Origin of the sequence: Alteromonas sp. KUL49, from assembly GCF_006538345.1 — a bacterium.
Lineage (GTDB): Bacteria > Pseudomonadota > Gammaproteobacteria > Enterobacterales > Alteromonadaceae > Alteromonas.
The window spans coordinates 166,332-188,153 of sequence record NZ_BJKL01000004.1; the positions used below are offsets into that span (position 1 = coordinate 166,332).

Genomic DNA, 21,822 nt, shown 5'->3' on the forward strand with positions numbered 1-21,822 from the left:
ATTTTAGAAACAGGTGTTTCATGATAGTTATTATTCAGTCATCATTTCGAGAACCGTGTCTACTCCTTTCGTAAAAACGCCGAGCTACAGCGCTCCAGCAAAATCATCACCCGAAGCGCCGCTGAACTCATACAAGCTTGCAGTGAAAGATTTGTTTCACATGAGCGACTTACCTACAGCAGCCGGAAACCCCGATTGGTTAGCCACACATCCAATACCAACCGCGACCAATACCACAGTTGAGCGACTGTTAGAGGCTGGTTGTATCTTTGCAGGTAAAACAATTACTGATGAACTGGCGTACAGCCTTCACGGACAAAATAAACATTATGCGCCTTTGGTGAATCCAGCTGCACCTGCTCATATTCCTGGCGGTTCATCCTCAGGTTCTGCAGTTGCAGTAACATCACACCTTGCTGATGTAGGATTGGGTACTGACACAGGCGGCTCAATTCGAGTTCCAGCCAGCTATCAAGGGCTTTGGGGGCTTCGTACCACACAATTTGCGATTCCTTGTGACAACATGGTTCCACTCGCCCCTTCCTTCGACACCATTGGCTGGATGACCCGTGATTTAGATACTATGGAAGCAGTGACCAGCACCTGTTTCGAGAATTCAAAATACATGTCGAAGCATGATGCACATGAGACGATCACTAAAATAGGCATTGTGGATACACTCAATTCATCTGTTGCCCATAGTGCGCTTATTACCCATTGGTTGGAGTCAGTGGAGTCTACGAGCGAAGCATCGTTAGTTCCCATAGCACTTGATCCGATTAAACTCCAAACCGCAGCGACCTTCAGAGTTTTGCAGGGTGCAGAAATTTGGCAGCAACACGGTGAATGGATTTCACAAACATCTCCTGATATTGCCCTAGATATCCAAACACGGTTTGACTGGTGCAAGACCATTACGACTGAGGATGTTTCGAACGCCAAAGCGCAACAACAAATTGTGATTGATGCACTCAATAGCCTATTGACTCAAGTTGACGCTATTCTAATACCAACAACACCGGGGCCAGCACCACGCTGTGATGCCTCGGCAGAAACACTTGCCAACGACAGAAATGCCTTACTGGCAATGACCGCAATAGCCGGTCTGGTTGGCCTTCCCCAGTTACATATGCCCTTGTTTAGCGTACAAGACGCTCCTTGTGGAATATCACTGATCGGGAAGCGTAACAGTGAGCTCGCACTAATAAAAACAGCAAAGCGACTCACCGAAGGCGAGTAAACTTTTAACCCTACGGACACACATAATGAACAAATCACCTAATATTGCCTTTACTGCACCGCACTTTGCTGCAAGCCAAGTGGGTTTAGATATATTGGAAAAAGGCGGTACTGCCATAGAGGCCATGGTTGCAGCTGCAGCATCAATTGCCGTTGAGTACCCACACATGAATGGTCTGGGTGGCGATGGTTTCTGGCTTATTAGTGAGCCAGGGAAAGCCCCCATTGGAATAGATGCTGCCGGAGTGAGTGCTAAAGCTGCTACACCATCATGGTACGAAGGGTTAGATGCTATCCCTAGTCGTGGACCTAAAGCTGCACTAACAATGGCAGGTGCTGTTGCCGGCTGGCAAGAAGCGCTGTCAATCAGTGAAGAATGGCAACAGCCACTGCCTTTAAAGACCCTTTTAGATACTGCAATCAACCAAGCTACGTGGGGTATTGAAGTTACTCAAAGCCTCACTGATGCAAGCAATAAAACTTTTGATGACTTGTCCTCTGATGAGAATTTTGCTCAGTTTTTAATTAAGGGAAAGGCATTAAAGAAAGGCAAAATAGTGAAGCTGCCTAAGCTAGCCAAAACCCTTGAGCACTTAGCCGAAAATGGTTTAGACGATTTCTACCGTGGTGCAATGGCACAAACGCTAGCCGCTGACCTTGCCGCAGTTGGCTCCCCTATCACCATAGAAGACTTTCACAACTATCGCGCTAAGCGAGTTACACCGCTGGGAGTTACCACTAGCAAGGGAAAAATTTACAACTTACCGGCGCCAACCCAAGGCGTAGCGTCCTTAATTATTTTAGCCCTTTACGACCGAGTTCAGCATCTTGGTACTACCGATGCGGACATGGTGCATTTACTGATTGAGTGTACCAAACAAGCGTTCATTGCTCGTAATGCCAATGTTACTGACCCATCACGTACACCAGTAAACCTGGAATCATTGTTGACGGATGAAAGTTTAGAGGAAATGGTAAAACACATTTCACTCGACACAGCACAGCCGTGGCCTCACGTTGCCAAACTTGGCGATACCATCTGGATGGGTGCGTGTGATAGTGAGGGTAGAATGGTGAGTTACATTCAATCCCTATACTGGGAGTTTGGCTCAGGGGTAGTAAGTCCACAAACTGGTATTGTTTGGAATAATCGCGGTACGTCGTTTTCTTTGGACCCGTCAAGTAATCAATACCTAGCGCCGGGACTCAAGCCATTCCATACACTTAACCCCGCTTTTGCTGAGCTATCAGACGGCAGAAGAATGAGCTACGGCACTATGGGTGGGGAAGGTCAACCACAAACTCAAGCGGCGTTGTTTGCACGACATATTTATCACAATCAACCGATTGATAAGGCGATTGCGTTGGGCCGTTGGCTTCTTGGTCGCACCTGGGGCGATGAGAGTCACAACCTAAAACTTGAGCGAGATTTAGCAGAATACGTTGGCGAAGACCTTGTCGCTCGCGGGCACGATACCGTCATGGTTGACCCATGTAATGAGCTTATGGGTCATGCAGGCGCCGTTATTCGAACTCCAACAGGCAGTGTCAGTGCAGCGAGCGATCCGCGCAGTGATGGCAAAGCCTTTGTAAATGTAAAACCTTAAAGAGCCAATACCAATGCAGTTTATTTTAGATAACCTCCCAACCATACTATCACTCATAGGCACTGGTATTTTCGCTGGTCTACTTGCTGGCATGCTCGGTGTAGGGGGTGGCATTGTCATTGTACCAGTGCTCTATTTCTTGTTTCAGGCCCTTGGTGTATCTGCCGAAAGTGCAATGGTCATTGCTACGGCAACGTCACTGGCCACTATTGTACCTACCTCAATTAGCTCAATAAGGGCCCATAACGCCAAGGGCAATGTGGATTTCCCATTACTCAAAGCCTGGGCACCTTTCATATTTGCAGGCGTGCTATTGGGCAGCTACGCGGTTACTGTAGTCAATGCGACTTACTTAACGATTCTATTCGGTGTAATCGCCACGCTCTCTGCCATCAATATGATTTTAGGTAAAAAAGATGCCCTTTTTGGTGGCCTCCCCGGTCGTATTGGGCAGTCGATAATGGCAGCGTGTATAGGACTGTTTAGCTCACTAGTGGGTATTGGCGGCGGTACACTCACTGTACCAACCTTAACGTTTTGCAACTACCCAGCACATCGCGCGGTAGGCACAGCTGCGGCGGTAGGATTAATTATCTCGCTACCAGCGGCTATCACACTCCTGTTTGTTGGTGAAACACCAGCAGACGCCCCTTTCGCAACCATAGGCTTTGTTAACTTACTTGGCTTCGCCTGTATTGTGCCTCTCACGGTATTGTTCGCGCCCATTGGCGCCAATATCGCTAACCGACTAGACGCAGGCATGCTCAAAAAAGTATTCGCTGTTGTACTAATCATCACTGGCGTGCGCATGCTTGCGCAAGCTGTGCTTTAACTTATAGGTGTTTTCATGACGTCTTTGTACGCTTCTTCAGACTTTGCTCCACTTTCTCCTCCACCGCGCTTATTAATGGGCCCCGGCCCTATAAATTGCTACCCACGGGTACTCACTGCTATGTCGACTCAGTTGGTGGGTCAATATGACCCAGTCATGACAGGTTATATGAACGATGTGATGGCCTTGTACCGTCAGGTATTCAATACCAATAACCAACAAACCCTACTGATTGACGGTACATCTCGCGCGGGTATTGAAGCCGTTTTAGTGTCAGCAATTGAACCCGGCGACAAAGTGCTCGTCCCCGTATTTGGACGCTTTGGTCATTTACTTGCTGAAATTGCACAGCGCGCAGATGCAGAAGTACACACCATTGAAGTACCTTGGGGTGAAGTGTTCAAGCCTGAACAAATAGAAGAAGCGATCAAACGTGTGCAGCCTAAAATGCTCGCAGTCGTTCAAGGCGATACCTCTACGACTATGCTTCAACCTCTCGCTGACATCGGCGCCATTTGTAAAGCACACGATGTATTGTTTTATAGCGATGCTACGGCGTCTATTGGCGGGAATGCTTTTGAAACAGACGCATGGCATCTTGATGCAGTGTCTGTGGGATTACAAAAATGTTTGGGTGGGCCTTCGGGAAGCGCGCCAGTTACTATGAGTGACAAATTTGTAGAGTTAGTAAGAAAACGTCATCACGTTGAGGCGGGTATCAGAGACGCACATCACGTTGACGCTCTGGGACCTCGTATTCGCTCAAACTATTTCGATTTACCGATGATCATGGATTATTGGGGCGAAGAACGACTCAACCACCATACCGAAGCAGCGAGCATGCTGTTCTGTGCACGAGAATGCGCTCGCGTGCATCTAGAGGAAGGCCAAGATGCCGTTATCGCTCGTCACAAAGTGGCGGGAGACGCCATGTTAGCAGGTGTACAAGCCATGGGCTTAACCCCCTTTGGTGATCTTGCAAATAAGATGAACAATGTTGTGGGTGTGGTTATTCCTGACGGAGTGCATGGTGAAGCCGTTCGCGAAACCCTTCTACTTCGCTTCAATATTGAAATTGGTACCAGCTTTGGTCCTCTAAAAGGAAAAATCTGGCGCATTGGTACCATGGGCTACAACGCACGTGAAGATGCGGTGTTACATACTTTGCAGTCTCTTGAAACCACACTCAGAATGCAGGGTTTTGCAATGCCTTTTGGCGCTGGTGTAGATGCCGCACTTGCGGTGTATAACGAGGCTTCTTCGAATGCTTGATTTCGAGATTGCTGCAGAAGAGATAATGGCTCGCTGTGAAGCATTGGGAAATATAAGCCAGCAATCCACTTGTTTGGATAGGCGCTACTTAACCAAAGAGCATAAGCAAGCCAACAGTCTAGTCTCTGGCTGGATGACAGAAGCGGGAATGACCACGTGGCAAGATGCTGCTGGTAACCAATGGGGGCGTTACAATGCTAGTCATGCCAATGCTCCTCGCTTAATCATTGGTAGCCATTTAGACACCGTTCCAAACGGCGGTAAATACGACGGAATGTTGGGTGTCATTGCGCCAATCAGTTTAATTGCGCAATTCAGTCGAGACCAAGTTCAGTTTCCTTTTCATATCGATGTAGTAGGTTTTGGTGACGAAGAAGGCACTCGTTTTGGTTCTACCCTGCTTGGTAGCTTTGCACTAACGGGCGAATGGAAAGAATCTTGGCGCGATCTTACTGATGAACAGGGTATCAGCTTGGCTGATGCGCTTGTCTCTTTTGGCTCCTCCTTTGAAAATATTGAATCGGCAACTCTGACACCGGAAAACATTCTTGGGTATCTAGAAATTCACATTGAACAGGGTCCAATACTCGAAAATGAAAACCTTCCGATTGGCATTGTCAGTGCTATTGCGGGTGCAAAACGCTTCAACATTACGGTAACGGGTATGGCTGGCCATGCTGGTACAGTCCCAATGGAGATGCGTCATGACGCGTTATGTGCAGTATCAGAAATGATACTCGCGGTAGAAACTCACGCAAGTTCAGCGCGTGACGTGGTTGCTACCGTCGGCAAAATTGAGAATGCGCCAAACGGTGTCAATGTGATATCAGGTCGCACGTCTTTTTCCTTAGATATTCGCAGCGAGCAAGATGATAAGCGAGACAAGGTATTGGCAGATATATTGCAAGCTTTCGATACCATTGCAGAAAAGCGCAATATCGCTATCGACATACAACAAACGCATAGTGCAGACGCAGTTCATTGTGACACACAACTGAAAAGCGACATGATTGACGGTGTAGCGCAAAGCGGTGTTTCACCAAGAATATTGCCTTCAGGCGCCGGTCATGACGCCATGGCTATGGCCTCTATCTGTCCAGTAGCCATGTTGTTTACTCGCTGTAAAGGTGGGATCAGTCATCATCCTGGTGAGTCCATCACAGTAGACGATGTGAGATACACGGTTGAAGCTCTGCACCATTCGATTATTAATATTGGAAAAAGACACACAGGAGAATCAGCGTGATAATAAAACGGATATATAACGACGCAGAGGGAAAGAGTCACTTCGGCGAGGTAGAAATACCACTTGCAGATGGCGGACCAATCGGCCTACTCTCAGAGAAGTATGCGGCAGGAAAAATCATATTTCGTGAAACTCCTGCCGATTATGATTTCAAGTGGCATCCGGCACCTGCAAGACAACTACTTTTCATCATCAAAGGACGCGCAGAGTTCACTGTGTCTAACGGCGAGCGTCATGTATTTGGTGCGGGTGATGTACTTTTGCTTGAAGACACCGAAGGTGAAGGTCATTGTTCTAAAGCGATGTACAATGAAGTGCGACACTCAATTTTTGTCACCCTTGACGACAGTGTTACCTTTTAACAACTATTCATTACTTCCTAGAAGATGCGCCAATATGGCGTGATGCAAGTAATTTAAGCGCAGAACGGTTGTCTCGATCTCACTGAGGGCAAGTCACAAACTTTTTACCGCACGCAGTAAACCCTTCCATGGGGCTCGGCCTCGGCATCCATGCCAAGGGCGGCCGTAAAAAATTTGTCACTTACCCTCGCTTATATCGTCCCCTGCTAGCTGACCGGCATTGCGCCAATATGGCGCATTTTTCATAAATAGCACCATACTGATGCAGCCTGATACTAGAAAACTTTAATTTTCTATACATACAAAAATAACCAATTAATAATCATAGAGTTATAGACACACAAAAGCATGACCAATTGGTCAGATAATTGCTATCCAGTTAAGAACTAATTTTTAGGCCTAACTGATTATGCGTTTGATAACTCTTGGCATCGCTATTTTAGCATTGACCCTATCCATCGATTTGAGTGCGCAGAGTAATAGCACCTCCGATGCTTTTTCAATGAACTCCTGGTTTAGAGCTTTCAAGCAAAATGCCGATGCGAAAGCCATGCATAGTTTTCTTGTTGCTATGCCTAAAGGCGGCGACCTTCACCATCATTTATCGGGTGCTGGATTGAGCGAGTGGTGGTTTGAATTAGCCTCTGACCCAAACAAAAACGGCGGTTATCACTACTACACCAAAGTGTCGTTTTCACATTGCGAAGGTTATGGCAGTAATGAATTCGGTCCAACACCGCAATACATGATGTTTCATACGGTTTCAGGCCATACGTGGGACGCTCTGAGTGATTGTCAAAAGTCAGAATACAAAAGGTTAGACAGGTTAACGGCTGAGCAAATAGCGGCATTTCAAAACAGTATTCGTTTGGATAAACCCCATGAAGGCCGAGATGAGTTCTTTGAACGTCATTGGCGACGCTTAGGAGAGATGACAGCAAACCCCACTCTCATGGCGAATATACTGCTAAAAAATATGCAAGCTTATGCTCAAGAAAACGTTCAGTACCTTGAGACCCAGGTTAATTTACAGCGAGCTACTCATAGTGACGGCACCCCGTACACGCCAGAGGAAGCACTCGCGGTATACGAAGCACTATTGAATAGTGAAGAAGCATTAGAAACTCAAGTAGAGGTGAGATTTCAATACGCCCTACTTCGCTTCCTGCCTAACGCCGAACAACAACTCGCTTGGATGTATGAGTTTGTAGATACACAACGCCAGCGATACGTTGGAATCAATATGGTAGGCAGAGAGGATAATGACAAAGGGTATCCACTTAGGTTCTTATCAACGTTACGTGAAATGCGTAAACGTTATCCGCGTATCCCACTGGCGATTCATGCTGGAGAGTCAGACGAGCCAAATTATCATGTGCGCGACACGTTGCTCATTGGTGCAGATAGAATCGGTCATGGCTTTAACACCATAACCGATCCTGAAACACTGCTGCTTATGCGCAATGGTCCTTATCTTATTGAATCTAACTTAATCTCAAACTTGCTATTGGAATATGTCGATAACTTTAATCAGCACCCGTTTCCAGAATACCTAAGACTGGGTATACCCGTTGCCCTGTCAACAGACGATAGAGGAATGTGGGACTCTACTCTCTCAGACGAATTCTTCATTGCCGTCACACACTTTAACCTTAGTTGGGATGAACTATTGATACTGGTAAAGAACAGTATTTCTTATAGCTTTTTGAGCCCTTCAGATAAAGCGAAGCAACTTGAAGCACTGGAGAAAAACATGAGTGACTTTGTAGCGCAGATTCAATCCGGCGAAATTCCGCAACGAAACTCAGGCACTTATCTTGGGCAATTCATTTGCGGGTACGAACCGGCAGTGTGTGAATAAGTGAATACACCAGTAATGACTAAAAACGAACTCATCTACGGACTCAACGACAAACCTGCCACACCGGCCTGTTTAGCAGCCGCTTTTCAACATATGTTGGCAAGTTTTGTTGGAGTGATTACCCCCACTCTTATCATCACTGCTTCCTTAGACCTTCTGGCGCATACTGCTTTTCTCATTAGCATGGCGTTGATGGTTACCGGTATTGGTACATTTATTCAAACCAAACGCATCTATAAAGTTGGTAGTGGCTTAGTGGCAATACAAGGTACCAGCTTTGCCTTCATCAGTGCGCTTATCCTCGCTGGTGCACATGTGCGCCAGCAAGGGGGAAGTGATGAAGAGGTTCTGGCTATGCTGTTTGGGCTCACTATTGCTGGGGCCTCCATTGAAATTGTGTTTAGTTTTTTCGTCCAATATTTACGCCGAATTATTACACCGCTCACCACTGGCATTGTTATTACCGCCATTGGGCTTTCGCTCATTAATGTGGGAATGACCGATCTTGCGGGCGGATTCAATGCCAGTGATTTTGGCAATTCGAGCAACCTAATATTGGGCGCATGTGTACTCATCATCATCGTGTTTTTAAACGCCAGTACAAACCATTGGGTACGCCTATCATCTATTTTCATTGGTATGATTTTGGGCTACTTCTATGTACTGTTAAACGGAGGCATTGATCTCAAACACCTTGCTACAACACCCGTTTTTTCCTTACCAGCACCATTTTCTTACGGTATCGATTTTGATGTATCCCTGTTTGTTCCTGTTGCTCTCATCTACCTGTTCAGCGCTATTGAAACTGCTGGCGACCTAACGGCAAATAGCCAGTTTTTGTAAAGAGCCTGTTGAAGGTCCAATCTATTTAGAGCGCATACGAGGTGGAATACTTGGTGATGGGGTTAACTCTTTGATTGCTGGTTGTTTCAACACCTTTCCCAACACCACATTTGGACAAAATAATGGCGTGATACAACTTACCGGGATCGCTAGCAGAAAAGTTGGTTTTTTTGTCGCAGGAATGTTCGTGTTTGTGGGCTTTTTCCCTCATGTGGGCGCGGTTCTACAAACCATTCCGAAGCCTGTCTTAGGCGGCGCGACGTTAGTCATGTTCGCCATGGTAGCAGTCGGTGGTTTAAAGCTACTTACCAGCTACGCCTTAGACCGACGGAGTAGTTTACTAACAGCATGCTCACTAGGCATGTGTATTGGTGTAATGATGGTACCAGATGCACTATCGCAACTCCCAACATGGCTTAAAAATATCTTAAGTTCGCCAGTAACATCAGCCGGACTAACAGCCATATTTCTTGATTTAACATTGCCTGGAAGATCACTTGAATCCAAGCGAACCAAACCAGAGCATTGCACCAATAAAGAGCATTAGAAGCACCAAAAAAGAGCAACAGAATCAACTTGTAACTTGGTTGTTAATTTTTAATAGAGGCATTTACAAAAATGGAAATCACAATACCAATAAATTCAATACTTTACACAATGACCAATTGTTGACCAGCTGGACAAGAATTGGCATCCATCGTGCTTTACTGACAAACAGCAAGTACACATTTAGCGACATAAAGCCCCTTGTGGCAACAAAAATAACGAGGAAACCATGAGAAATAACCCATTTAACTTAAACCCGTTAGCCAAAGCGCTAGCGCTCGGATTGGCTTTGAGCGCGCCTACCGTAGCTCTCGCTCAAGAGATTAGCGAAGAAGAAGTTGAAAAAATTGAAGTCACCGGCTCTCTGGGCAGCTTACCTGGTCAGGACGTTGAATCAGTATTCGGTTTTGGTAAATCCATCTTAGAAACTCCTCGTTCTGCATCTACGATCTCTCAAGAGCAAATGGAACGATTCAACGTATCAGACATCGACGAGCTTGTAGCATTCGCACCAGGTACATTTACACAATCATTCTTCGGCGTTGCTGGATCACTTGATGTACGTGGTACACCGGGTGAAACTTACTTCCGTGGCGTGAGACGTCTCGACAACCCGGGTAACTACCCAACGCCTATCGGTGCGTCTAGTCGAATCGATATCGTTCGCGGACCCGCTTCTCCTATTTACGGCCCATCTAAAATTGGTGGTTACCTAAACTTTAACCCCAAATCAGCACGTGCAAGTGGTGGTCAATACCTAGATGCACCTACAGGCGCATTTTCCTATACCACGGGATCGTGGGATAAAAGTGTGCTTACTGCAGAAGTGGGTGGGCCTGGCAAACTATCTGAGAAAGAATTTGGCTACTACTTGTATGCAGAATTAGAAAACTCTGATAGCTATTACGACAACACAGCTACTGACCAAACGATTCTTCAAGCAGCTTTCGACGTTGACATCACTGATAACTTACGCGCTGAATTTGGTGGTATGTATCACGATTACGATGGTAACCAGGTAGCAGGTTGGAACCGCTTAACACAAGACCTCATTGATAATGGTACTTATACCACTGGAACCGCAAAACCTCTTGATACTGATGGTGATGGTTCAATTTCTCACCGTGAATACGATGCGGTTGCCCACCTTATCAACCCATTCTTCTTTGCTGGTCCAGGTACTGTTGACCCAACTGCATTGAGCGATACGATGGCGCTGGATAACCCTGGCACAACCACGCTTCGCGGTAACCAAGTGCTTGTAGCCCCAGACGATACTCTTCAAAACGAAGTTACTACACTTTACTTCGATCTGATTTACTTTTCTGACGGTGGCTGGGAAATCAAAAACCAGATGTTTTATGAGGGTTATGAAAACCTAAACGAAAACGCTTATGGTTTCTCTCAGTTCCATGACAGCTGGGTCTTCGAAGATAAACTCATCTTCGCAAATGAATATGAAACTAACAGCATGATTGCTCAAGTTCAATTTTCACCGTCGATTCGTTACACCGATTTTGTTCACGGCGACGATTTTGCTAACGAATACTTTGACCGTCGTGACCTTACGGGACCATCAACCGCGCTAGATCGCCGTCTATTGGCAACTCGTGAAGGACAAAACTTCGACAACTATGACGTGGGTAATTACCTAAACCTTGGTGCTGCACTCATGACAGACATCACTTGGGACTTTGGTCTTAACCTAGTGCTTGGTGTTCGTTATGACTCTATAGATATCGAGAGCAAAACAGTTGGTGAAAAGATTAACGTAAGAACACGTGTTTTTGACCCGGATCCAGTTCCAGCTGAAGACGTTGAAGCAAGCGATACTGTTGATGGCATATCATGGAATACCAGTATTTCATACAAAACACCAATTGGTCTGATTCCATATTTTACAAAAGCTGAGCAGGCTACGATCGTTGCTGGTCAAGGTGCAGAAATCGGTGTTGGTCAGGTACTGTCTGACTCTGCTTTTGCGGCATCGAAGTTAACCGAGTACGGTGTGAAAGGTTCTTTCCTTGAAGACACCCTTTACTTCGCACTGTCTGTATACGACCAAGAGAGAACTGACTTTAGTGCACAAAACACAGTAACAAACAACACTACTGTGAATGAAGGTGTTGAGGTTGAGCTACGTTGGGTAGTTAACGATAACTTACTACTTACTGCGGGCTATACCAACAGCACGGTAGAGAACTTAACTGCTCAAGCAAATGGCGTTCAGTTTAGTTTCTTTGGTGCAGAAGATATTCCAGGAGTTGAACCTTGGATGTTATATGGTGGCTCTGCAATTGGTAACATTCAACTAGCAGATTCTAACCCATCTGCACGTAAAGCCGGTGTTCCAGAGAATATTTACAGCTTAACCGCAACGTACGATTTCCAAAATGGCTATGCTGCTAACGTAAGCGTTGTAGATGCGGATTCAACAACCTCTGGTTTCTCAAACGCAGTAGAACTTCCTGCATATACGCTAGTTAACGCAGGTCTTTCTTATCAAGCTGAAGATTGGTCAGTTAACCTAACTGTTAAAAACCTTACAGACGAGCGTTACTTCCGTTCTAACTTCCCTGACTTGTTCGGTAGCCAAATCGTGCTTCCAGAGCTTCCTCGCCACTGGAATGCGAAGTTTAGCTACAAGTTCTAAAACTGATTATTGTTGATAATAAAGGCAAGTCTGCACCTGCAGATTTGCCTTTTTTTATTTAAGTAGGTGCAACATGAAAAAAGTACTGACATTCCTTCTACTTATACTGATTTCAAACGTAGTTTTCGCAACCAGCACCCAGCCGCTAGAAATAAAAGTGGTTGTGGTGAACATGTTTGAAATTGGTGAAGATGAAGGCGACAGAGCAGGTGAATTTCAGCTGTGGAAAGCGGGTCAGAAGTTAGATTCGAGATACCCAGTACAACACGGTCATCACGATATATTTGTGAATGAAGATACAGGCGTGCTCGGAGTAGTAACGGGGATGGGAATAGCCCGTGCAGCTGCTGCGATAATGGCATTAGGACTCGACCCTCGTTTCGATCTTACTAATGCATACTGGCTAGTCGCTGGTATTGCAGGAATAGACCCTATGGACGGAACTCTTGGAACGGCAGTGTGGACTGACTATGTTGTCGATGGCGACCTGGCTCATGAAATTGATGGACGAGAAATTCCAGATGATTGGAATACAGGTTACTTTCCATTGTTCACCACGTCACCTTACCCAAATAGCGATAAAGTCAACCCGACAAACTCTCCGAATGGTGAGGTATATGTCTTAAATTCGGCCCTATCTGCGTGGGCTTACGACCTCACAAAAGATATAGCGCTATCTAGCACGGATGCCATGTTCGAATTAACCAAGCAATACAAGGGTTTTCCAAATGCACTGGCTAAGCCCAAGGTAATAATGGGCGACCACTTAGCAGCATCTACCTTCTGGCACGGCGAATTGCTCACCGAATGGGCCAATGATTGGGTGAGCTACTGGACCAATAGCAAAGGCAATTTTGTAACATCGGGTATGGAAGATACAGCAACGCTACAATCACTCACCTATTTGGCAAACGCCAACAAAGTTGATCTTAGTCGCGTTATGATTTTGCGCACTGCAAGTAATTTTACGCAACCTCCGCCAGGAATAACGGCAGCACAAAACCTTGAAAACGAGAGTTCTGGGAGTGGTTATGCTGGCTTAGATTCAGCGATTTCAGCCGCATATACTGTAGGTTCTCCAATAGTTAACTATATCGTCGCACATTGGGACACAACAAGGGACAACCTACCTTCTAATTAGACTGCCCTAAGCCAGGAAATTATTAATTATCTTGGCTTTTATTCTGCAGCACCCAACGCAGTACGCCGGTGACTTCTTTTTGCGCGATTGGTTTAGCTAAAAACGAACGCATGCCGGCGTCACTGCATGCAGCTCTGTCTTCAGGCGATGTATTTGCAGTCACTGCCACGACACAACCCCATTTAGACAGCAACCCCTCTTTTAAAATTACTTTTGTAGCACCTACGCCATCTAAGACTGGCATTGCACAATCCATAAAAATAATGTCGTACGTATTATCTCTAGCTCGAGCGATAGCGACCTCTCCGTTCTCCGCCTCGTCAGCTTGGTAATTGTATTTTTCAAGCATAGACATTAGCACAACTCGGTTAATGTCGTTGTCGTCAACTACGAGAATCGACAGTGGTGTGTCTAACAACTTAGAAGGCAAGGTGTCCTCTCCCGAGAGGACAGCGGTAGTAATATCGGAACGAGTTAGCGGAATGGATACACCAAAAGTTGCCCCCTCGCCTTCTTCGGAATTGACTTCAATCGTTCCCTCAAATTTGTCGATAAGCTGTTTGACAATGGAAAGACCTAGCCCCGTGCCGCTATCTTTTTCAGAGGCCATATCATCAGCATTCAAGAAGGGCATAAAAATATTTTCTTTTATATCTTGGCTTATTCCTGCACCTGTATCATCCACGGTTGCAATTAACGTCTCACCAGATTCAGACTTATCCAACGCTAGGTTTAGGGTAACACGCCCCTTTTCCGTAAATTTAACGGCATTACTCAGCAGATTAGTAAAAATTTGCTCTATCCGAGCTGGGTCACTGTAAAAGTAGTCGGTTTCTACCAGATTGTGAGTCACAGTAAACCCAATTCCTTTACCCTCACATGCTGCTTCAAATACGGCACTTAGCTCATCTATCAGAGATGACAAAGAGAAATCACTGAATTCAAGCTCGAAATGCCCGTCGGATATATCCGTATAATCAAGAACATCATTAACAAGGTCGAGCAACCTGTCGGCGCTCTGAAGCGCAAACTCGGTTTTTCGTTCCCGTACTCTTTCACGCTGTTCAGTTTTCAGCGCTTGTAACATACCAGTGATACCGTTAAGTGGCGTTCTCAACTCGTGACTAATTCTAGACAGCAGCACACCACGCTCTTTAAACGCTGATTCTAACTCATGTTTACTTTTAGCAAGCTCAAGCCGCTGAGTTTCTGTTTTGTGTATGTTTTGAAAGGTACCAAACAGTCGAACGCACTGCCCGTCTACTATGTCAACCATACCGTTTGACTCAACCCAAACAGTATTTCCCTTGGCGGTAACCAATTCTAGTGTTGTTGTCCATGGTGTCCCTTCTTGAATGGCTGTAGAGACGATTTCAGTGATCTTGTCTCTAGAGTATCCTTCCTTATAGAAATTAATTGCAGTAGACAACTGTGGTTCGAAGTCTTGTTCAACTTCATGAATCACTTTGGTTTGAGATGACCAACTCAGCTTATCGTTGACTACATCAACTTCCCACGTACCTATATTGGCAACGACCTGCATTTTATCGAAAAGCTTACGCTGTTTTTCAAATTTCGCGCGCTCTATATGGTTGATTAGCTCACTGCGTATCCAAGGAACTAACAACTCCAGTGCTGTACAATGCTCTCCTTGTGAGTAAGAGACCGCTTCACCCAGCAATACAAAAATAAGGCTTCCTTCATTGACGCGTTGTGTAGAGACGAGCATCACTTTTTTGGCATTGAAATGGTTTTCAAACCAAACATTTAATTCATTTGGGAAGTGTGATGTATCGCTAGGACATTCTATTGTAGAGAGTTTGCAGCTGAACTTAGCATCATAAACGCGTGAGAAGTCAAGAGTGGGTTTGTCGCTACTATGGCTATCATTAGTATCAAGAATAATGCGAGCTTTGGTTGAGGAAAAATACAGTACTAAACCTCGCTCAGCCGACAAACGGTGCTTGGTTAACGAAATTGCCTCTAGCAATCCTGCAGAGATAGGTACAGCACTAATAACATCCAGGTTGTCAGATTGTATGACCATTCGTTGAGGACCAAAAACTAATGAATCTAATTCAAAAAAAACTGCGCAATAAACAAAGCATAGTGCGTATCCACTAAAACAAAAATATTCGAACGGCTAACGGGATACAAAACTACCCATTGACTTGATTCTTGCCGTTCTCTTTCGAAGCAAACAAATGCGCATCCGCAGCTTCAATCAAAGTAACAATGCCTGTCTCTCGAATATCATTGGCATCCATTACCGCGAATCCCGCACTTAACGTTACCTTATTGCCGATACCTGCATAATGATCGATATCTTTAACCGCGAGAGAGGCTTGGATATCCAAGGCAATTTTTTCAACGCCTTCTAAATCCGTGTAAGGGAGTACTACCATAAATTCTTCACCACCATAGCGAATGGCAGCATCTTTGGGTCGCTTAACATTTTCTGCAATTGCCTGAGCCACCTGCTGTAAGCAACTATCGCCCTCAACATGTCCGTATTTGTCGTTAAAAAGCTTAAAGAAATCAATATCGAGCATTATGACGCCAATTGCGCCGTTGTCTCGTGCCACTTGCTTTATCAAAAGTGGAATTTCGTTACTAAGGTAAAGTCGATTATACAAACCAGTCAGTTGGTCATGGAACGTCATTTTCTCTAGCAATTCCGTTCTCAACTTGCTCTGTAAATGGTTTTTAACTCTGTGAATAAGCGTAGAGGCCGTGACCGGCTTCATCACAAAATCACACGCCCCAACCTCCCAACAATCGTTTTCAGTTTCTACGTCAATGGTACTGGTAACAAACATGACAGGGATATTAGCGGTGCTTTCATTCGCTTTGAGAGTTCGGCAAACACTCAATCCGTCCATATCTGGCATATTCATATCGAGCAAAATCAAATCAGGCTGCACTGATTCACAGATGCCAATGGCCTCACTACCAGTGCTTGCTGTAATACACTCAACAATGGGCTCCAATATAGTCGAGAGTAACAAGCGGCTTAACGGCTCATCATCCACTATAAGGACTTTGCATGAAACGAATGGCTTAATATCTAGCTGCATAAATAGATAGCCTATCTAGTGGTAACTGATGCATATTTCCGCGAATGAATTAAAAACGTTAACCTAAGCATAACACCAAACCCAAATAAGTATAATTTATTAAGAATTTGATAGTGTTAGTAGATTGAATGTCATAAAAATTAAATCCTGACTATAGTTCGTAGTAAGGTAGAACGCATTGGCAAATTTGCGGGAGAAAAACTCATGGATAGTAGTAATGCACTAGACCCAAACGCTCTTTGGGTAAAAGACGAAGCATTACGACGACTTGGTGGCAATGAAGTGCTCCTCAATAAAATAGTCGAACTCTTTTTGAATCAGATTGACGAAAAACTCAATGAATTTTCCATGTCCCTGAAATCAATGGATGCCAACCAAGTAGCTTTTGTGAGTCATGCCATAAAAGGTATAGCCGCCGATGTTGGTGCGAATGCGTTGCGCTTCAAAGCTTCTGAATTTGAACAGCTTGCCAAATTAGGTGTACTGGAGGAAATCATTCAACAAAAGAAGAACTTTGAATCTATCATTACACAAACCATCGAAGCGATGACCAACTAGCGCTCTAGTTGCAATGTTGCGAATAAACGTCTTCAATCGCGCTCATTATCGTCCGCTTCTCATCCTCAGGTAAAAAGCTACTCAATACACTGTTTATCACTAGCTGCTTTAACTGCTGCGCATTGATATCTAACGCATCAACAATCGCCACATAGTTCTCATTCAAAAATCCACCAAAATAGGTTGGATCGTCTGAATTTACCGTCACTCTTAAACCCCGTTCGAGAAGCCATTTTATGTTGTGCTGTTTCATGTCATCTACCACACACAATTTTAGATTACTGAGTGGGCAAACAGTTAAGGGGATTTGATGTTCTTTAAGGTAATCCAATAAGGCTTCGTCTTCTTGGCAACGAACTCCATGATCAACTCGGTCAACATTGAGAAGCTCAATCGCTTCCCAAATATAACTTGGAGGACCTTCTTCACCGGCATGTGCGACAATTTTGAAGCCAAGTTCTTTGACTTGATTGAAAACGCGCTCAAACTTTGCAGGCGGATGACCAAGCTCAGAGCTGTCTAAACCAAACGCGTGTACTTTATCCAAGTAAGGCCGTGCAATTCGAAGCGTCTCGATAGCATCGCTTTCTGGCAGATGACGCAAAAAAGATAATATTAGATATACCGAAAGGCCAAATTCATCTTTTGCTTTATTAATGGCACGGGTGAAACCCGATATAAATACATCAAACTCAATCCCACGATGAAGATGGGTTTGAGGATCGAACATCACTTCAGCGTGAACTATATTTTGTTCATGACACCGTTCCAAATACGCCCACATTAACTCAAAAAAGTCATCTTCATCTCGGAGCACATCAGCACCTGCATAATACAAGTCGAGAAAACTCTGAAGATCTTCAAATAAATAGGCTTGGCGTATTTCTTCAACGCTTTTATAAGGCAGTGTGATACCATGTTTTTCTGCTAGACACCACATGAGTTCCGGCGTAAGTGTACCCTCTATGTGAAGGTGCAATTCTGCTTTGGGAATCTGATGAATGAGTGTTGTTAGTGACATGGCTGTACCTCGTAATATTGCACCACGCATAAGCATATTGCGACAATTTGGTGCGAAAGGGAATATCTTTGGCAGTTAGCCGATTCCATTTTTACTAGGATTGTACCCCTATTCAACACCTTGTGTGTCTAGTTATGTAAAACATAGCATATATTGAGCCACAAACTGACCAAATGGTCAGAAAATTGCTTGTTCTACGCGAATAACTATAAATGACGCTGAAACAGAGAACTTTCCATGTCGAACACACTTTTTGATCGCCTGTTTAAATTGCAGGCTCACGGTACAACAATTAAAAAAGAAGTAGTGGCGGGACTAACGACCTTCGCAGCAATGTCGTACATCTTAGTCGTTAATCCCAGTATTCTAGGGTTAAGTGGTATGCCCGTTGAGGGGTTGATTACTGTCACAGCGCTCGCGGCTTGTCTGGGTACGTTACTCATGGCTTTTATGACCAACTACCCTATTGCACTAGCGCCGGGAATGGGACTTAATGCGTTCTTTGCATTCACTATTTGCATGTCGCGGGAGATTCATTGGGAGGCAGCATTAGGCATAGTGTTTTGGAACGGTATACTCTTCCTATTACTTTCGCTAACCGGTGTCAGAACTAAAATCGCCGAATCCATCCCACCTTCCCTAAAGATTGGTGTTCAATGTGGTATTGGTTTATTTATCGCCTTTATCGGCTTAAAAAATGCCGGCCTTGTCGTAGATAATCCAGCAACCTTTGTTTCTTTAGGTGACTTGTCTGATCCCGCAGTTATGTTGGCGTTACTTGGCGTGTTGTTTACCGTGGTAGTGGTTGCTAAAAACATCAATGGCGGTATTTTGATGTCGATTGTACTACTTACCCTGATTGGCGCTTTTGTCCCCACCGAAAATGGAATGTTAACTCAAACGCCAGACGCCATTGTTGGTTTACCTGAGCCTATTACGAGTACTTTTTTCGCAATGGATATTTGGTATCCCATTGAAAACTTTGCGCAAACATGGGATCTAATCTTCGCTCTGATGTTCGTTAACATGTTCGATACCATTGGTACTTTGATTGGCGTATCACGTCGAGCAAATCTATTAAATAAAGACGGGAAACTGCCTAAAATAGGTTCTGCCATGACCGCTGACGCAACGGCCAGTGTGGTCGGTGCAACCTTGGGTACCTCACCTGTAACCAGCTATGTAGAGTCTGCAACGGGCGCTGCAACAGGCGGAAGAACGGGCTTAACCGCAATTGTGGTGGCACTTAGCTTCCTACTTGCCTTGTTTCTCACCCCACTGATGAAAGTTATCCCTTTGATGGCAACCACACCAGCGTTAATCATGGTGGGGATCCTCATGATGGAATCAATTCGTCAACTGGATTTTGACGATATGGGCGCGCTAGCAACGGCATCGGTTGCACTTTTAGCCATGCCACTAACGTTCAGTATCAGCGAGGGGATCGCCCTTGGCTTTATTACCTTTGTTGGTGTAAAAATGGGGATGGGCAAGTTTAAAGAAGTGAGCAAACTCACCTACTTCCTAGCACTGGTTTTTGTATTGCGCTACGTATTCGACTTGAAGTAGATACAAAAAAGCGGTGCCGAACTGGGCACCGCTTTTCGTTGTTTAGCATCCGTTTTATTCTAAACCGTCGTAGCTAAAAGTTACGGCTTTATCCGCCATAAACGTAATCTTGATATTTTTACTCTCTTCACTTCCCCACAAGCAACTTAGGGTTCCGATAGCCTCAGAGCAATTGTCTGCTTTGCCAATGACGGCCTCTACTTCACTCTTAGTCATACCCATTTCAAGGGAGTCGTAATTTTCTTTCGTTAACTTTGAACAACCGGTAACAGCAAGACCCAACACAGCTAATAATAGTAATTTTGATTTCATAGAAGCGTTCTCTCATTCCAGGTGATGTTATATGCGCGACTACTCGTTCTCGTCTGATATCGACAACCAGTGCCGAGCTATTTCTTCTCTTGTAGCTAACCAGACGCGCTCATGTGACTGTACGTATTGAATAAATCGTTTTAGCGCAGCGATACGAGCGGGACGTCCAATTAACCGACAGTGTAGACCAATCGACAACATTTTGGGTGCTGTTTCGCCTTCTTCGTACAAAATATCGAATGCATCTTTCAAATATTGAAAGAATTGCTCTCCGCTATTAAAGCCCTGAGGCGTTGCGAAACGCATATCGTTAGTATCAAGAGTGTAAGGCACCATCAGTAACGGTTTGCTGTAATGATTGTCGTAATAAGGCAAATCATCTGCATAAGAGTCAGCACAATAAAGAATATCATCTCGCTCGGCGATGAGCTTCAAGGTGTTGGGACTGGTACGCCCAGTATACCAACCTACAGGTTTACTACCTGTTAGCTTTTGATGAAGATTGATGGCTTCTTCAATTTGAGCGCGTTCGGTGGCTTCATCCATGTCCTGATAGTGAATCCAACGCATAGCATGACTGGCAATTTCCCATTTAGCGTCAAGCATAGCTTGTACTGCATCAGGATGGCGTTGCATGGCCATAGTTACCCCAAATACAGTTACTGGTACCTTGTATTCGGTGAGCAGACGATGCAAGCGCCAAAAGCCCGCTCTAGAACCATATTCATAGATAGACTCCATACTAAGGTGACGATCTTCAAACGCTTGTGCGCCCACAATTTCCGAAAGAAAGATTTCAGAGTGTTGATCACCATGAAGTACACAGTTTTCACCACCTTCCTCATAATTTAAAACAAACTGTACCGCTATTTTTGCGTTATTTGGCCAATGTGCGTGTGGAGGATTAGCACCATAACCAATAAGATCTCTGGGATAGTTCCCGTTACTCTTCGACACTTTCCAATTCCTTCAACGTTTGCGGAACTTCAAGGCCACACCCAGTAAGCAGAACCGTAATGAGTTGCTTGGTAGCATGCTCATAATCACTCTTCACCATCTTCTTACCGCGTAATCTAGTGATCTGCGTAGAAAAGTCAGCGTAATGCTGAGTACATGCCCAAATGTTATAAAGCAGATGCTCTGGGTCAAGAGGCTGGAGTTTACCCACGGAAATCCACCCCTCAATAACTGAAATTCTTCCATTCATCCAAGATGCATGGTCTTCGTCAAAATACCCGTTGAGGTTTGGCGCACCGTTAATGATCTCCATAGCAAAGATTCGAGAAGCCAAAGGATGCGTTCTCGATACTTCCATTTTCTCGGTTATGTAACTTGCTAAAACTTCGGCGGGATCATCGTCGACAGTAGCTCGGTCAAACTGTGAGTTCCACAAAGAGAGTGTCTCTTGTAGAACGGCTACGTATAGGTCTTGTTTAGTTTTGAAATAATACAGTACGTTGGTTTTCGGAAGTCCTGCCTCATCAGCAATCTTCTGAACAGCAGTACCCTTAAATCCAAATTGTGCGAAACACTTTTCAGCGGCTTGGAGAATTTTTCTCTTATTCATCGCGCCCACTCCCATGTCAGCGCTTTTTTGTCTTGCCATTCCTACTTAATATCCTTGATTAAAATTAGTACTTGCAGCGAACTTCAATTACCTCGATAAAATCAGTAATGGTAACC

The 21,822-nt window shown here is 44.8% G+C and carries 17 protein-coding genes and 1 pseudogene; 12 read left to right on the forward strand and 6 right to left on the reverse strand.

The annotated features are described in order from the left end of the window. Nucleotides 1-55 precede the first annotated feature (55 nt). The 10 genes and pseudogenes from EYS00_RS08620 to EYS00_RS08665 all read left to right on the forward strand — a co-directional run bounded on the left by EYS00_RS08620 (nt 56) and on the right by EYS00_RS08665 (nt 13,602). The gene (locus EYS00_RS08620) at nt 56-1,240 is read left to right on the forward strand and encodes an amidase (protein ID WP_242618712.1); all 1,185 of its coding nucleotides are present in this window, start codon (nt 56-58) and stop codon (nt 1,238-1,240) included. A 25-nt stretch (nt 1,241-1,265) separates the two neighbouring features. Continuing rightward, nucleotides 1,266-2,846, forward strand: coding sequence for a gamma-glutamyltransferase family protein (locus EYS00_RS08625; RefSeq protein WP_130636151.1), 1,581 nt, complete (start codon nt 1,266-1,268; stop codon nt 2,844-2,846). Nucleotides 2,847-2,859: 13 nt separating this feature from the next. Next, entirely contained in the window at nt 2,860-3,678 is an 819-nt protein-coding gene (locus EYS00_RS08630) for a sulfite exporter TauE/SafE family protein (RefSeq protein WP_130636152.1), read from the forward strand. A 15-nt stretch (nt 3,679-3,693) separates the two neighbouring features. Further along, nucleotides 3,694-4,950, forward strand: coding sequence for an alanine--glyoxylate aminotransferase family protein (locus tag EYS00_RS08635; protein ID WP_130636153.1), 1,257 nt, complete (start codon nt 3,694-3,696; stop codon nt 4,948-4,950). Then, the gene (locus tag EYS00_RS08640) at nt 4,943-6,196 is read left to right on the forward strand and encodes an allantoate amidohydrolase (RefSeq protein WP_130636154.1); all 1,254 of its coding nucleotides are present in this window, start codon (nt 4,943-4,945) and stop codon (nt 6,194-6,196) included. Before EYS00_RS08635 ends, EYS00_RS08640 begins: the two co-directional genes overlap by 8 nt. Further along, nucleotides 6,193-6,558: an AraC family ligand binding domain-containing protein gene (locus EYS00_RS08645; protein ID WP_130636155.1), complete on the forward strand. Its 366-nt coding sequence runs from the start codon at nt 6,193-6,195 to the stop codon at nt 6,556-6,558. The genes EYS00_RS08640 and EYS00_RS08645 overlap by 4 nt, the downstream gene beginning before the upstream one ends. 409 nt (nt 6,559-6,967) lie before the next feature. Then, nucleotides 6,968-8,419: an adenosine deaminase gene (locus EYS00_RS08650; RefSeq protein ID WP_130636156.1), complete on the forward strand. Its 1,452-nt coding sequence runs from the start codon at nt 6,968-6,970 to the stop codon at nt 8,417-8,419. A 15-nt stretch (nt 8,420-8,434) separates the two neighbouring features. Further along, nucleotides 8,435-9,809: pseudogene (locus tag EYS00_RS21165) on the forward strand (uracil-xanthine permease family protein). 228 nt (nt 9,810-10,037) lie between these two features. Beyond that, nucleotides 10,038-12,461, forward strand: coding sequence for a TonB-dependent siderophore receptor (locus tag EYS00_RS08660; RefSeq protein ID WP_130636157.1), 2,424 nt, complete (start codon nt 10,038-10,040; stop codon nt 12,459-12,461). 73 nt (nt 12,462-12,534) lie between these two features. Then, a complete protein-coding gene (locus EYS00_RS08665) occupies nt 12,535-13,602 on the forward strand; it encodes a purine nucleoside permease (RefSeq protein WP_130636158.1) in 1,068 nt (355 codons plus the stop codon). Between the two features lie 22 nt (nt 13,603-13,624). On the opposite strand, the gene EYS00_RS08670 is transcribed toward EYS00_RS08665, so the two are convergent. After that, on the reverse strand, nt 13,625-15,649 hold the full coding sequence (locus tag EYS00_RS08670) for a hybrid sensor histidine kinase/response regulator (RefSeq protein WP_130636159.1): 2,025 nt from the start codon (nt 15,647-15,649) through the stop codon (nt 13,625-13,627). A gap of 112 nt (nt 15,650-15,761) precedes the next feature. Further along, nucleotides 15,762-16,679 (reverse strand): diguanylate cyclase, encoded by a 918-nt coding sequence (locus EYS00_RS08675; RefSeq protein WP_130636160.1) that lies wholly within the window; start codon nt 16,677-16,679, stop codon nt 15,762-15,764. Between the two features lie 204 nt (nt 16,680-16,883). Between EYS00_RS08675 and EYS00_RS08680 the strand changes: the two genes are divergently transcribed. Beyond that, a complete protein-coding gene (locus EYS00_RS08680; RefSeq protein WP_130636161.1) occupies nt 16,884-17,237 on the forward strand; it encodes an Hpt domain-containing protein in 354 nt (117 codons plus the stop codon). Nucleotides 17,238-17,241: 4 nt separating this feature from the next. On the opposite strand, the gene EYS00_RS08685 is transcribed toward EYS00_RS08680, so the two are convergent. Next, entirely contained in the window at nt 17,242-18,258 is a 1,017-nt protein-coding gene (locus tag EYS00_RS08685) for an adenosine deaminase (RefSeq protein ID WP_130636162.1), read from the reverse strand. Nucleotides 18,259-18,495: 237 nt separating this feature from the next. Here EYS00_RS08685 and EYS00_RS08690 point away from each other — a divergent pair, with 237 nt between their 5' ends. Further along, a complete protein-coding gene (locus tag EYS00_RS08690) occupies nt 18,496-19,827 on the forward strand; it encodes an NCS2 family permease (protein ID WP_130636163.1) in 1,332 nt (443 codons plus the stop codon). Between the two features lie 54 nt (nt 19,828-19,881). Here EYS00_RS08690 and EYS00_RS08695 read toward each other — a convergent pair whose 3' ends face one another. The 3 genes from EYS00_RS08695 to EYS00_RS08705 are packed head-to-tail and all read right to left on the reverse strand — an operon-like array spanning nt 19,882 to nt 21,745. Then, complete coding sequence (locus tag EYS00_RS08695) at nt 19,882-20,139, reverse strand: DUF3862 domain-containing protein (RefSeq protein ID WP_130636164.1); 258 nt, start codon at nt 20,137-20,139, stop codon at nt 19,882-19,884. A gap of 39 nt (nt 20,140-20,178) precedes the next feature. Then, nucleotides 20,179-21,096, reverse strand: coding sequence for an allantoinase PuuE (puuE, locus tag EYS00_RS08700; RefSeq protein WP_130636165.1), 918 nt, complete (start codon nt 21,094-21,096; stop codon nt 20,179-20,181). After that, complete coding sequence (locus EYS00_RS08705) at nt 21,083-21,745, reverse strand: TetR family transcriptional regulator C-terminal domain-containing protein (RefSeq protein ID WP_130636166.1); 663 nt, start codon at nt 21,743-21,745, stop codon at nt 21,083-21,085. Before EYS00_RS08705 ends, puuE begins: the two co-directional genes overlap by 14 nt. Between the last annotated feature and the right edge of the window lie 77 nt (nt 21,746-21,822).